Here is a 13,833-nt window from a genome sequence, read left to right as displayed (position 1 = left end):
ATGCGCTTCATACTTATAAACTTACTATGCTTATCATATTTTTGCAGTTTTGCTCAAGAATCTGCAGAATTCAACCTTTACAAAAAGCTCTATCCAAATGCAAAATCCGTTAGGGTCAATCAAAATACCATGGTAACCATAAAGCTTAATTCTGGTAAGATAGATATTACCCAAGAGTTTTTTGAAGAAGACTTATATTTAGATGAAGGAGCAAATTACAATTCCAAAAAAGCATTAAATTTCTCATCCTTTTTTGAATTAGATAAAGTAGAAGCATCCTCATTTACATATTCAGACGGTAAATACAAAGAAATTCAAGTAACCGATTTTAAGGAAAAAGATGAACTAGACCGTTCATTTTATGATGATAATACATCCTTAACTTTTATTTTTCCGAATCTTAAGAAAGGCGCTAAATCTGTATTAAAGTATTCTGAAAATGTTAAAAACCCACGTTTTCTAAGCCCATTCTATTTTGGTGACTTTTCACCTATCGTCAATAACAAAGTTACTATTGTAGCCGATAAAGATGTAAATCTAACATTTAAAGCTTTTAATACAGATTCCTTAAATATCAACTTCAACAAGATCGAAAAAAGACGAACAAATATTTACACATGGGAATTAAAACATATGGATGAATATAAATATGAGTCAAACACTCCAACTTATAAAAAGATTCTACCTCATATTGTGCCAATTATAACATCATATAAATCTAATGATACCGACATTCATTTGGCCAAGAATGTTTCAGACTTGTACGGTTGGTATTACTCATTGGTAAAAGACATAAATAACGACAAACCAAATGAAGAACTTATAAGCCTTGTTAACAAACTTACGGCCGATAAAACTAGCGACTTAGAGAAAGTAAAGTCTATTTATTATTGGACTCAAAAAAACATAAAATATATTGCTTTTGAGTATGCCCTAGGCGGATTTGTGCCAAGACAGGCCAACGAAGTGTTTCAAAAAAAATATGGCGATTGTAAGGATAATTCCAGTATTCTATACCGAATGTTAGAGATTGCTGGTATAAAAGGAGACTTAACCTGGATTGGCACTAGAAGCATACCTTATAGCTATGAAGAGTTACCAACTCCTATGGTCGACAATCACATGATTTTATCTTATACTAGTAAAGATGGTCATACATACTTTTTAGATGCCACAGGAAGATACCAGTCTATTGCGTACCCAACCTCATTTATTCAAGGTAAAGAGGCTTTAATTGCTAATGGAGCATCTAATTTTATTATCAAAAAAGTACCGATAATGCCTGCTATAAAAAACGCCGTTATAGATACAACTACAATAAACTTAGTCGATGAAAACTTGGTAGGACAGTCCAAAGCAGAAGTTGCTGGGTACAACAAAATGGATACGTTTCACTTTTTAGAGGAAAAAACAACCGAGGAAAAAATAAAAGAGTTTTATAATTCCAGATTGCAAAAAGGGAATAATAAATTTTTAATTCATTCTTTTAATGAAACCAATAAATTTGATTACGAAAAGAACTTAATCATAATTTATGACTTTACAATTAATGGTTATGCTAAGAAAATGGGAGATGAAATTTATCTCAATTTAAATTTAAATAAAGACTTATCGGCTTACAAAACTCAAGAAGACCGAAAAAATGATATTGAATACGAGCATACCAACTACTTAAACTACACAACTTACTTAAATATTCCAGCAGGCTATAAACTAAATTATATTCCAAAAAACATTAACCTGTCTAACGATTACATGAATGCAAGTATTGATTACGAGATAAACCACAACGTAATTAAATACAATCATACCTATAGCTTAAATTCAATTAGCCTAAACCTTAATCAACAAAAGGAAGTTAATAAGCTCATAAAAAAAATAGAAAAAGCTTATAAAGAGGTTATTGTATTAAAAAAATCTTAAATCATCTTACATGCCAAAATCAAAACTAACTTTAGCACTTTTATTCTTTTTAAACATAGCATTATCTCAGAATAAACCGTTTTACATCAATTACTCATGGAATGAAAACCCTTCATACACTATTGCAAAAGGAACTGAAGACCCCATTATCGCCGTGAAAGACAAAATACTCACTGAGTTTTTCTTTCAAGAAGAAGGGCTTGTTGAGTACTTTTTAGAGCACCGTGTTTTATGGTTAAATTCTGATGATAAAATTGAAGATTACAATAAAGTGTATTTACCATATACTTCAAACTCCGAACTTAAAGTTAACAGGGCTAGAGTTATAAACAAGAATGGTGAAATTATTGAATTGGACGAAAGCAAAATACTAACGGCGCAAGACGAAGAAACAGGTCGCAACTATAAGTTTTTTGCTTTTGAAGGTATAGAAAAAGGAAGTTTTATAGAATACTACTATGTAGTTAGGAGGTATCCAAGATACAAGGGCAATAAAATCACGTTGCAATCAGATTACAAAAAAAACAATGTGGAGTTCGATTTATTCGCTCCAAACAATTTAATATTCGAATTTAAAACCTATAATGACACTCCAGAAATAACCAGAGACACAATTTCTAAAGACAAACTGCACTGGAATTTAAAAATTGACCAAATAGAGTCGTTAGAAAATGAAGAAGTTTCAGCCTACAATGCGTCTAAAAAAGCTATTGTTTATAAACTCGACAGAAATACTGCCGATAACTCCAAAGACATATCTTCCTATGGTAAAGTTGCCCAAAATCTTTATGCTTTTTACTATGATGAATTAAAGGGAAAAACACAAAATCTACTTAAAAAATTCATCAAAGAAGCTACAAAAGATGAAGAACTAAATGAAGAAGCTCTCATTAGAAAACTTGAATTCTTTATCAAATCAAATGTATATGTTACCGAAGACAGCAGTAGTAATTTTAAAGACTTAGATGAAATATTAAATAAAAAAATCGCTAACGAAGTAGGTTTGCTAAAGCTATATGCCGCGTTATTCAAAACTCTCAATATAAAACATGAAATAGTACTTACCAGTAACAGACAGGATTTAAAGTTTGATAAAAATTTTGAAGCCAACAATTTTTTAACTGATTTTTTAATCTACTTCAATAAATCAAAAAAGTACTTATCGCCTATAGAATTAAACTCAAGATATGGCTTTCCTCCTGCCTATTTAACCGACAATTATGGTCTTTTCATAAAAGAAGTTAAAGTTGGTGATTTTGTGTCTGGTCTTGGTAAGGTTAAATACGTTAAACCGATAAAGGCAGACAAAACGGTCGACAAAATGAAAATAGATGTAGATTTTGAAAAGAATAATATTTCAAATTGTTTGGTCAAGCTCCATCGCTCTATGACAGGTTACTATGCCATGTATTTTCAACCATACATCCATTTAACTAAGGATGAAGCAAAGAAAGAATTAATTGAAGGGTTTGCAAAAAATATAAACGAAGACATAAACATTACAAATAATGAAATTATAAATGACGATCCAGAATTATTTGGGGTTGAACCGATTCAATTTATTATAGATTTTAACACAGAGGCATTAGTTGAAAACGCTGGCAAAAAGTACCTTTTAAAAGTTGGCGATTTAATTGGTAGACAAATGCAACTTTATCAAGAAAAAGAACGTGTACTTCCTGTTGAAAATGAATTTACAAGAAGTTACTACAGAACAATTAACATAACAATTCCTGAAGGTTATAAGATAGCTAATTTAGAAGATATCAATATAAAAAACTCGTTTATGAAAAATGGAGAAGAAACACTTATTTTCCACTCTTATTTTGCACTTGACAATAACCTTTTAACCATTACTGCCGACGAGCATTACAGAGAAAATATAATAGCAACGGAGAATTACGAAGATTACAGAACTGTAATCAACAGCGCTGCAGATTTCAATAAATTGGTTCTTGTTTTTGAGCCGATATAAGCTCATTTTAAGAAATGGCTCAACACAACCAACTTGGCAAAAAAGGCGAACAATTGGCGGTAGATGTTCTACTGAAAAATGGCTATGATGTTATTGAGCGCAACTACCGTTTTGACAAAGCCGAGGTTGACGTTATCGCCCAGAAAAATGATACGCTGGCTATTATTGAAGTAAAAACCCGATCCACGACCGATTTTGGCAATCCACAAGATTTTGTAAAACCGAAACAGATTCAGCGCTTAGTAAAAGCCGTTAACGAATACGTCACCGTAAACGAATTAGATGTAGAGGTACGTTTTGATATTATAGCCATTGTAAAAGAAGGAAAAGGCTATAGAATTGAGCATTTAGAAAATGCATTTTATCATTTTTGACAAACGCTAATCTTTATCTTCAGTATCAAAAAACGCCTTCAAGTCCTCAAAAGTTACTGGTTTAGCGGCAATTTCTTTTTTCTCGTTTAAAATGAAGTACGTTGGGGTTGAAGTTACGCCATACTGGTTAGCAATCTCGTTATCCCATTTTCCTTCGCCATAAACATGAATGAAACTAGGAAGGTCATAAGTTAGGCTCTTCCATTGATAAGGATCGTCTTCAAGGGCAATGGCAACAACTTTAACCTTGCCTTTTTCTTGTTTTTTTTCAAACTCGAACAATTGTGGAATTTCATCTAAACAATGCGGACATGTACTACTCCAAAAAACAATAATATAGTTTTTGGCTACATTTAGATCACTCAATTTTTTAGAAACCAATTTTCCATTTTCTTTAACCTCTACATTAAAATTGGGGGCTTCATTACCTATAGAAGTATCTTTGTATAAAATGAGCGTATGCAGTAACTCTTGATCATTAAGTGCCACGGCAATATCCATCAAATAATTTTCAGAAATATGGTTGGCAACCGCTTCATACCCCAAATCGGCCATTTGCTGCCATAAATCGACCAATAAAATTCGTTTTACTTTTATCGGAGCAGCTTTCATTTTAACACAAAACAAATCAATATTCTCCTTGTAAGTTTCAACATCATCTTTGGTTTCTGAAGACATGCCAAAGACAAAGTTCAGCATCTTTTCTTGAAATAAACCAGAACTTTGTAGTGTTTTATTGGTGAAGTCTATGTGGTCAAAATAATGCGCTTCTAACTTCTTTATATATGTTTCCACATCTAACACCTTATTTGGAATAAAAGGCTTGTTCGCTTTTATAAACTCCAACGCAATTGAGCCTTTAGCAGCTTTTTCATAATTCAACTGAGTTTCTCTTTGTGTTTTGAAAATTGCCTTTAACGCCGTCGTATCTTGACTTTCTTGACTAAAATAATTACCAATGCTTTGAGTAACCAATGACATGCTGTTAGTGTAAGATGCCAATAATTTGTTTTCAGCCGATTTTATGAAATCCACACCCGTTTCAGAGTTAAAAGCAAGTTCTATACTTTCTTTTCCGTTGTAGATAATATCGAAATTATAATCTTCCTGAGGAATAGCATAAACTAAACGGTATATACCTTTCTTGGCAGTTGAATCTAACTTAAACTCAAACCAACCTTCTTTTTGTATTTCAGAATTACCCACATACTCTGATACCGTTGGCGTTACTTTATACAAAAGTGCGACATTATAATCTTCGGGTGGAGAAAACACACCTTTGATGGTGTGCTGGGCCCAAATTAAACTTGGAAATAAAACCGCTAAAAAAAATAATCGTTTCAAATTAATAACTCATTTATTTTGTTAAAAACAATAATCAAGCCACAATAGGTTGCAAAGCTTCTAAGGCTTGTTTTACTGTTTTAATGTTATCGAAAGTAAGCATTAAACGCAAACCATTTCGGGTTTGTTTTTCTTTCATTTTACAGGCGTTTGGATGCGTTTGAACAAACTGCAACACTTTCGTGAAATTTTTGCTTTGATAAAAACGACTTTGCTGGTCGTTTAAAAAATATCCAATCAATTTTTCCTTTTTCATCACCACTTTTTCAAATCCAATTTTGGTTGCTAACCACTTTATTTTGACACTATTTAACAAATCAGTCACTTGTTTAGGCAATTCTCCAAATCGATCTATCAAATCGTTTTCAAAAGTATGCAATTCTTCTTCTGTTTTTAGGTTATTTAATTGGGTGTACAGATTTAAACGTTCGGTAATATTATTGATATAACTATCTGGAAAAAGTAGCTCGAAATCGGAATCGATAGTTACATCCTTAACATAGACTTTATCGTCTTCGGATTCATTGTACAGCTCTTTAAACTCATTTTCCTTAAGTTCTTCAATGGCTTCGTTTAATATTTTCTGATAGGTGTCAAATCCTATTTCATTTATGAAACCGCTTTGTTCTCCACCCAACAAATCCCCAGCACCACGAATTTCCAAATCTTTCATGGCGATGTTGAATCCACTACCAAGTTCTGTAAATTGCTCAAGGGCAGTAATTCGCTTTCTAGCATCATCGGTCATGGCCGAATATTCTGGAGTAATAAAATAACAGAATGCTTTCTTGTTACTTCGCCCTACACGACCTCGCATTTGGTGCAAATCGCTCAATCCAAAATTGTTGGCATTGTTAATAAAAATGGTGTTGGCATTGGGCACATCCAAACCACTTTCAACAATCGTGGTACTTACCAAGACGTCAAAAGCGCCATCCATAAATTGAAGCATGAGCTGCTCAAGCTTTTTGCCTTCCATCTGCCCATGACCAATTCCAATCTTGGCGTCTGGTACCAAACGTTGAATCATGCCGGCAACCTCTTTAATATTTTCAATTCTGTTATGAATGAAGAAAATTTGCCCGCCACGCTCAATTTCATAGCTTACTGCATCACGAATGGTTTCTTCATTAAATCGAATTACATGGCTTTCAATGGGATATCTATTTGGTGGTGGTGTAGTAATGACAGATAAATCGCGAGCAGCCATTAAACTGAACTGGAGGGTTCTGGGAATAGGTGTTGCGGTTAATGTTAACACATCAACATTTTCCTTAAGGGTTTTTAGCTTTTCCTTTACGGCCACCCCAAATTTTTGTTCTTCGTCAACAATTAAAAGTCCTAAATCTTTAAATGTTACATTCTTATTTACCAATTGGTGCGTGCCAATGACTATATCGACTTTTCCTCCTCCTAAGTTTTCTAAAGTTTCACGTTTTTCTTTGGCAGTTCTAAAACGGTTAAGATAATCTACCGTTACCGGGAAATCTTTTAAACGTTGCCTAAACGTTCGGTAATGCTGATAAGCTAAAATTGTTGTTGGCACTAAAACGGCCACTTGTTTGCCATTATCAACCGCCTTAAACGCTGCCCGAATGGCCACCTCTGTTTTACCGAAACCTACATCTCCACAAACCAGTCTGTCCATGGGGCGTTCACTTTCCATATCGGCTTTTATATCGGCCGTAGCCGTACTTTGGTCTGGCGTATCTTCATAAATAAAAGAAGCCTCCAACTCGTGTTGCATATAACTATCCGGGTTATACTGAAATCCTTTTTCGGCTTTACGTTTGGCGTAAAGTTTTATGAGATTGAAAGCTACGTGTTTTACACGGGCTTTAGTTTTCTGTTTTAAGGTTTTCCAGGCTTTGCTGCCCAGTTTGTAAATCTTTGGAGGTTTACCGTCTTTCCCGTTAAACTTAGTGATTTTATGCAGCGAATGGATGCTTAAATACAATACGTCGCGCTCGCCATAAATTAACTTAATGGCTTCCTGCTTTTTACCTTCAACATCTATTTTTTGAAGCCCTCCAAAACGGCCAATACCATGATCGATGTGGGTGACGTAATCGCCAATATCTAAATTGGTGAGTTCCTTTAAGGTAATGGCCTGCTTTTTGGCATAACCGCTTTTAAGATGAAATTTATGGTAACGCTCAAAAATTTGGTGGTCGGTATAGCAAACTGTTTTCGCATCGTGATCTATAAATCCTTGATGAAGCGATAAAATAACCGTGTTATACGGGCTAACCTCTAGATTGGAATCATCAAAAATATCATGGAAGCGCTTGGCTTGTTGTTCACTTCCACAGGCAATATAATTGGTATAGCCCTTGTTGTGATTTTCATTTAAATCTTGGATAAGCAAATTGAATTGCTTGTTGAATGACGGCTGTGGCGTGGTTTTGAATTCTATTTCGCCATTACGAGGCGTTTTCGACGAAGTAATCCCTTCCTCTGAAGCAGATTGCTTCTCTGCGCTAGCAATGACGTTATTTTGAAAAACGGCCGAAGAACCAAACTCAACTATTGAAAATTCCAATAATTGCTTTTTTAATAATGCCGAATCACAAAACAATTCACTGGGTTCGGCATGTTTTATATCTGATGAAAGATTTTTAAAAGCATCTTCTGCTTTGGTATAGAAATCATCTATTCTTGAAAACATCAAGTCGGTGTTTTTTATACACACCACCGTTTTTTGGGCGATATACTTTAAAAAACTCTGACGTTTTTCTTCCATCAACTTATTGGCCACATTGGCAATAATGTTGATTTTTTTAATTTGCTCGATGGATAATTGTGTTTCCACATCGAATGTCCGGATACTGTCTACCTCATCGCCAAAAAATTCAATCCGGTAAGGTTTATCATTCGAAAACGAGAACACATCTACAATTCCGCCACGCACCGAAAACTCGCCGGGTTCGGTAACAAAATCTACACGTTTAAATTGATATTCAAAAAGAACTTCGTTAATAAAGTCGATGGACAAATTATCGTTTACGGAAACTTTTAATGTGTTTCGCTCCAACTCTCGTCTAGTAACCACTTGCTCAAAAAGGGCATCGGGGTAGGTAACGATAATGGCCGGTTTCTTTTGCGAATTAATGCGATTTAAAACTTCGGCACGCAACAATACGTTAGCGTTATCGGTTTCCTCAATATCATAGGGTCTGCGATAGCTACCCGGATAAAACAATACGTTCTTTTCGTCACAAAGTTGCTCCAAGTCGTTTAAGTAATGTGCGGCCTCTTCTTTATCGTTAAAAACCATTAAGAAAGGTTTTTGGACTTCTTTAAAAGCATTTGAAACAACAAAGGATAATGAAGACCCTACAAGCCCCTTTAAATGGGTTTTGCTTTGGGTTTGGGCAATAGCTTTTCGCAGTTTTTGCGTTTGCAAAAGCTGTGAAAAAATTTGCGAGATAGTGGTTTTACTCACCTCATTTTGTTTTGAGGTGCAAATATAAGGTTTCGGATTATTTTCTTTGGTTTATCGCTAAATTTCTCAATATTTTTTGAAAAGTTGAAGTTTGTTCTGCCATGCGTTAGGGATTGAAATGGCATCCTTTTAAACAAAACGTGCTGCGGTTTGCAGCACGTTTTGTTTAAAAGATATAATGGAAAGCCCGACCCCTTTTGGGGTAACGCCCAAAATAATTATTTAAAAATTACAAGTTTCTATTTCTGTAACACGAAGTGTATTTACCATACCCTTGGCTTGAATTGGCATAGCTGCTAAGCTGATAACCATATCTCCAACGTCTAAATAACGTTCTTTACAAGCAATGGCGTTTACATCTTCAATGGTTTCGTCTGTGCTCACAAATTTATCGTAATAAAATGCACGAACGCCCCAAAGCAAACTCAATCTGGTTAAAATACGCTGGTTGGATGTAAATACTAGTATATGGCACGACGGTCTCCAAGCCGAAATTTGAAACGCCGTATAACCACTATTTGTAAGTGTAGAAATAGCTTTGGCGCTAATTTCGTTAGCCATATTGGCCGCGTGATAACAAATTGATTTTGTAATATAACGGTTGGTACGAATGTGAGGTGGTAATTGTGGCACCTTGATTAATTCGGAGTTTTCAACACTTTTTAAAATATCGGCCATTTGTTTGATAACCTGAACCGGATATTCACCTACCGATGTTTCACCAGATAGCATTACGGCATCGGCGCCATCCATTACCGAGTTGGCCACGTCGTTTACCTCGGCACGTGTAGGCGTTAGGCTGGAAATCATGGTTTCCATCATTTGTGTAGCAATAATTACCGGAATTCTGGCCTTTTTTGCGCGTAACACCAGTTGTTTTTGAATGAGCGGCACTTCCTGAGCAGGAACCTCAACACCCAAATCACCACGAGCTACCATAATACCATCGCAATGCGCCACGATTTTATCAATATTTTCAACGGCCTCGGGTTTTTCAATTTTGGCTACAATTGGAATTTTGTGTTTGGTATGTTTATTAATTAAATCGCGTAGTTGCATTAAATCTTCAGCATGGCGAACAAAGGAAAGCGCAATCCAATCAACATCTTGTTTGATGGCAAAAATGGCATCTTCAATATCTTTTTCAGTTAATGCGGGTTGAGAGATGTTGGTATTTGGAAGATTAACTCCTTTTTTAGATTTTAATGGCCCACCCTGAATCACTTTGGCTTTTACTTCAGATTTTTTATCGGTTGAAGCCACTTCAAAAATAAGTTTTCCGTCATCTAAAAGAATACGCTCACCCGGTTTTGCATCTTGTGGAAACCTATCGTAAGTCATGTAAACACGCTCTTTGGTGCCTTCGAAGCGTTCGCCGGTAGCAAATATTATTTCATCGCCAGGGTTAACAACTACTTCTTCCTTCATAACGCCCACACGAAGTTTCGGGCCTTGTAAATCAGCCAATATAGCTGCTGTGAATCCGTACTCTTTATTAAGTTCGCGTATCATTTTGATACGTTCTTCCACATCTTTATAATCGGCATGAGAGAAGTTTATTCTAAATACATTTACGCCTTCTTCAAGCATGCCTTTTAGAACTTCTTTTGTGCTTGTAGCCGGACCTAGGGTTGCTACTATTTTGGTTTTTTTCTGTGCTGCTGACATTAGTTAAAAATTAAATTGTCTTTAGATTTCAATTGGCTAGAATCAATACTGTATGCTGTTGCTATTTGGGGTATTTTTAAAATAGTTTCTAAAATATATTTTTCTTTGTGTTGACCGAAGTCACCATCAATTTTCAAAAAATAGTTTACAGTTTTGTGTTCTGGCAATAAATGAAATGTCTTTATTATTTTTTCTTCAGTGTCGAATAACGACTTTTGATTTGTTTGCTTAATTTCTTCTGTTTTACAAATATTTGAAACCAAACTCCAAGTTATAAGCTGTCTTTCGTCTTCCCATTCATAAATTGAATACGATGCTTGCTTCTTTATACTATCGATATCATTATCTTTTCTCGCCAGGGAAACTCCTAAATTTTTGTTTAAAAGATAAGCCAAGCGATAATCTTCTAATCGACAATGTATGGCCAAAAGCACAAAGACTGCATCATCAAAAGCATCATCAAGAACAAGTTTGTGAACAGCCATAACTCGTTTTAAAATTTCGTAAATATAATATTTATAAAATTGTATTGTATTAAGTTAACACTAATCTTACCAACAAAAATAACTAAAACGTTGTAGTGAATGACTTTTAGGAAGATATGCCTAAATCATTTTAGACATTTTACTTTGAAAAGCGAAGAAGGCGCGTTTTGATGCTTTTTCTTCAGCTTTTTTCTTTGAAGTAGCCCTTGCTTTGGCTACCACTTTATCGTCTATGGATAACTTAACAGAAAAATGCCTTACATCGTCATTACCAGTATCTTCATAGACGTTGTAACCAAAGGTTTTCTTTTCTTTCTGGCACCATTCTATAAGCAAACTTTTGTAGCTTATTACTCTACCTTCCAGCTTTTGGATATCTACATAAGGAATAATTACGCGTTTATAGATAAACTTTTCACAGTATTTATAACCTCGGTCTAGAAAGATGGCACCCACCAAAGCTTCAAACAAATTACCATGAATATTATCACCAAACTGCCCCGCAGGAATTTTGCTTTGTACTAAATCGATAAGATTTAAATCTTTACCGAGTTCATTTAAATGCTCGCGGCTAACAACCTTAGAACGCATTTTGGTTAAGTAACCTTCGTCGCCACTGGGCACCTCTACATAAAGATGGGATGCAATGACAGAACTAAGCATGGCATCTCCCAAAAACTCTAGCCTTTCATAATTAAACGGATTCCCTTCTTCGTCCTTGATATTCATAGAACGATGGGTAAAGGCCTTTTTGTAGTACCTTATATTCTTGGGCTTAAATCCTAAAATCTTATTTAGTTCCATAAAAAAATTCCCGCTGCGTTTAAAACGGGAATTTAATATGTTGCGAATGCTTTTCATCTGAGTATTAATATTTTATTTTAATGTCAGATGTAATAAACCATGGTTCATTTTAATGTAAAATTTAATTTATCGTTATGGTTTATCTCATTCGGGATTTAATCTATTTTTTTGAATACTACACAAGCGTTGTGACCGCCAAATCCAAATGTATTACTCATTACTACTTTTACGTCGCGCTTTTGAGCCTTGTTTAAGGTTAAATTTAATTCTGGATCAATGTTTTCGTCTACCGTTTTGTGGTTAATGGTTGGCGGCACAATACCGTTTTCCATAGCCATAATGGTTGAAATAGCTTCAATAGCTCCAGCAGCACCAAGTAAGTGCCCTGTCATTGATTTTGTTGAATTGATATTTATATTTTTTGCGTGACTGCCAAATACTTCTGAAATTGCTTTAAGCTCGGCCACATCACCTAACGGTGTTGATGTACCATGTGTATTGATATGGTCTACATCTTCTGGTTTTAGGCCTGCATTCTCTAAACAATTTTTCATCACTGCAATAACACCAATTCCATCTGGGTGAGGAGCCGTCATATGATGCGCATCTGAAGACAATCCGCCTCCAATAAACTCTGCATATATTTTTGCGCCTCTGGCTTTTGCATGTTCATATTCTTCAAGAACAAGTGCCCCAGCACCTTCTCCCAACACAAAACCATCTCTGGTTGCATCAAACGGACGTGAGGCTGTTTCTGGACTTTCGTTTCTTGTAGATAAAGCATGCATAGCATTAAAACCACCCATACCCGCAATGGTAACCGCTGCTTCACTTCCTCCTGTTACTACCACATCTGTATGCCCTAAACGTATAGAGTTTAAAGCATCGAACATAGCATTGGCTGAAGATGCACATGCTGAAACCGTTGTGTAATTTGGTCCCATAAAACCATGTTTTATAGAGATGTTTCCTGGTGCTATATCAGCAATCATTTTTGGAATAAAGAAAGGGTTGAATCTTGGAGTTCCGTCACCTGCGGCAAAATTCATCACCTCATTTTGAAACGTTTCCAAACCTCCAATACCTGCTCCCCATATAACACCAACACGTAACTTGTTTACCTCATCTAAATTTAGTTTAGAATCCGCAATGGCTTCGTCTGCCGCCACCATGGCGTATTGTGCAAACTTGTCCATTTTACGAGCCTCTTTTCTATCAATAAAATCAGTAACGTTAAAGTTTTTAAGCTCGCAAGCGAACTTGGTTTTAAACTTTTCGGTGTCATAATATGTTATAGGCGCAGCACCGCTTTTACCACTAACCAAGCCTTCCCAATATTCTTCTTTGGTATTGCCAATAGGTGTTAAAGCCCCTAATCCTGTGACTACAACTCGCTTTAATTCCATAAAGTATTTTGCTTATTTTGCTTCTTCTATATAAGATATAGCTTGACCAACAGTTGCAATGTTTTCTGCTTGGTCGTCTGGAATTTGGATATCGAACTCTTTTTCGAATTCCATTATTAATTCTACAGTGTCTAAAGAGTCTGCTCCTAAATCGTTTGTGAAGCTGGCTTCAGTAACAACTTCGTTCTCATCAACTCCTAATTTGTCTACGATAATCGCTTTTACTCTTGATGCAATGTCTGACATAATCTTTTAATTTTAAGTTTTAATTAGTTGGCAAAAATAAAAAACTTTATTTTAAAACACACTTTTACTTTAAAAATGTGTCCGTAATTTACTAAAATTACTTTTAAGTATTTATATAATCCCTCTTAATTGTTAATAATTATTCTTTTTTTTGTTCGAATAA

At 35.1% G+C, this 13,833-nt stretch carries 10 protein-coding genes; 3 read left to right on the top strand and 7 right to left on the bottom strand.

Annotated features, from left to right (window positions below; all coding sequences use genetic code 11):
* From ACIEHO_RS09775 to ACIEHO_RS09765, 3 genes are read left to right on the top strand one after another with little or no spacing between them, the layout of a single operon-like run.
* Entirely contained in the window at positions 1-1,923 is a 1,923-nt protein-coding gene (locus ACIEHO_RS09775) for a DUF3857 domain-containing protein (RefSeq protein WP_406971152.1), read from the top strand.
* 10 nt (positions 1,924-1,933) lie between these two features.
* Complete coding sequence (locus ACIEHO_RS09770; RefSeq protein ID WP_406971150.1) at positions 1,934-3,898, top strand: DUF3857 domain-containing protein; 1,965 nt, start codon at positions 1,934-1,936, stop codon at positions 3,896-3,898.
* Positions 3,899-3,912: 14 nt separating this feature from the next.
* Positions 3,913-4,272, top strand: coding sequence for a YraN family protein (locus ACIEHO_RS09765; RefSeq protein WP_406971148.1), 360 nt, complete (start codon positions 3,913-3,915; stop codon positions 4,270-4,272).
* A gap of 6 nt (positions 4,273-4,278) precedes the next feature.
* Here the strand turns inward: ACIEHO_RS09765 and ACIEHO_RS09760 are convergent, their stop codons facing one another.
* The 7 genes from ACIEHO_RS09760 to ACIEHO_RS09730 all read right to left on the bottom strand — a co-directional run bounded on the left by ACIEHO_RS09760 (position 4,279) and on the right by ACIEHO_RS09730 (position 13,670).
* Positions 4,279-5,616, bottom strand: a complete 1,338-nt coding sequence (locus ACIEHO_RS09760) for a TlpA family protein disulfide reductase (protein ID WP_406971146.1) — start codon at positions 5,614-5,616, stop codon at positions 4,279-4,281.
* Between the two features lie 34 nt (positions 5,617-5,650).
* Entirely contained in the window at positions 5,651-9,061 is a 3,411-nt protein-coding gene (gene mfd, locus ACIEHO_RS09755) for a transcription-repair coupling factor (protein ID WP_406971144.1), read from the bottom strand.
* Between the two features lie 222 nt (positions 9,062-9,283).
* Positions 9,284-10,729 carry a pyruvate kinase gene (pyk, locus tag ACIEHO_RS09750; protein WP_406971142.1) on the bottom strand — a complete coding sequence of 482 codons (1,446 nt, stop codon included), beginning with the start codon at positions 10,727-10,729 and terminating at the stop codon, positions 9,284-9,286.
* Positions 10,729-11,214 carry an IPExxxVDY family protein gene (locus ACIEHO_RS09745; protein WP_406971140.1) on the bottom strand — a complete coding sequence of 162 codons (486 nt, stop codon included), beginning with the start codon at positions 11,212-11,214 and terminating at the stop codon, positions 10,729-10,731. The genes pyk and ACIEHO_RS09745 overlap by 1 nt, the downstream gene beginning before the upstream one ends.
* 120 nt (positions 11,215-11,334) lie before the next feature.
* Positions 11,335-12,075, bottom strand: coding sequence for a ribonuclease III (gene rnc / locus ACIEHO_RS09740; RefSeq protein ID WP_406971138.1), 741 nt, complete (start codon positions 12,073-12,075; stop codon positions 11,335-11,337).
* A gap of 98 nt (positions 12,076-12,173) precedes the next feature.
* A complete protein-coding gene (gene fabF / locus ACIEHO_RS09735; RefSeq protein ID WP_406971136.1) occupies positions 12,174-13,424 on the bottom strand; it encodes a beta-ketoacyl-ACP synthase II in 1,251 nt (416 codons plus the stop codon).
* Between the two features lie 12 nt (positions 13,425-13,436).
* The gene (locus ACIEHO_RS09730) at positions 13,437-13,670 is read right to left on the bottom strand and encodes an acyl carrier protein (RefSeq protein WP_008269813.1); all 234 of its coding nucleotides are present in this window, start codon (positions 13,668-13,670) and stop codon (positions 13,437-13,439) included.
* Between the last annotated feature and the right edge of the window lie 163 nt (positions 13,671-13,833).

The organism is Flavisericum labens, assembly GCF_045446075.1.
Taxonomy (GTDB): Bacteria; Bacteroidota; Bacteroidia; order Flavobacteriales; family Flavobacteriaceae; genus Flavisericum; species Flavisericum labens.
Note: the sequence above shows the minus strand (reverse complement) of the source record. Positions and strands in the feature narration are given on the sequence as shown.

What these genes read in the sequence shown, in the direction of transcription:
- fabF (WP_406971136.1), bottom strand. Translation starts at nt 13,424, where the DNA reads ATGGAATTAAAGCGAGTTGTAGTCACAGGATTAGGGGCTTTAACACCT.
- ACIEHO_RS09765 (WP_406971148.1), top strand. Translation starts at nt 3,913, where the DNA reads ATGGCTCAACACAACCAACTTGGCAAAAAAGGCGAACAATTGGCGGTA.
- ACIEHO_RS09775 (WP_406971152.1), top strand. Translation starts at nt 1, where the DNA reads ATGCGCTTCATACTTATAAACTTACTATGCTTATCATATTTTTGCAGT.
- ACIEHO_RS09745 (WP_406971140.1), bottom strand. Translation starts at nt 11,214, where the DNA reads ATGGCTGTTCACAAACTTGTTCTTGATGATGCTTTTGATGATGCAGTC.
- pyk (WP_406971142.1), bottom strand. Translation starts at nt 10,729, where the DNA reads ATGTCAGCAGCACAGAAAAAAACCAAAATAGTAGCAACCCTAGGTCCG.
- rnc (WP_406971138.1), bottom strand. Translation starts at nt 12,075, where the DNA reads ATGAAAAGCATTCGCAACATATTAAATTCCCGTTTTAAACGCAGCGGG.
- ACIEHO_RS09770 (WP_406971150.1), top strand. Translation starts at nt 1,934, where the DNA reads ATGCCAAAATCAAAACTAACTTTAGCACTTTTATTCTTTTTAAACATA.
- ACIEHO_RS09730 (WP_008269813.1), bottom strand. Translation starts at nt 13,670, where the DNA reads ATGTCAGACATTGCATCAAGAGTAAAAGCGATTATCGTAGACAAATTA.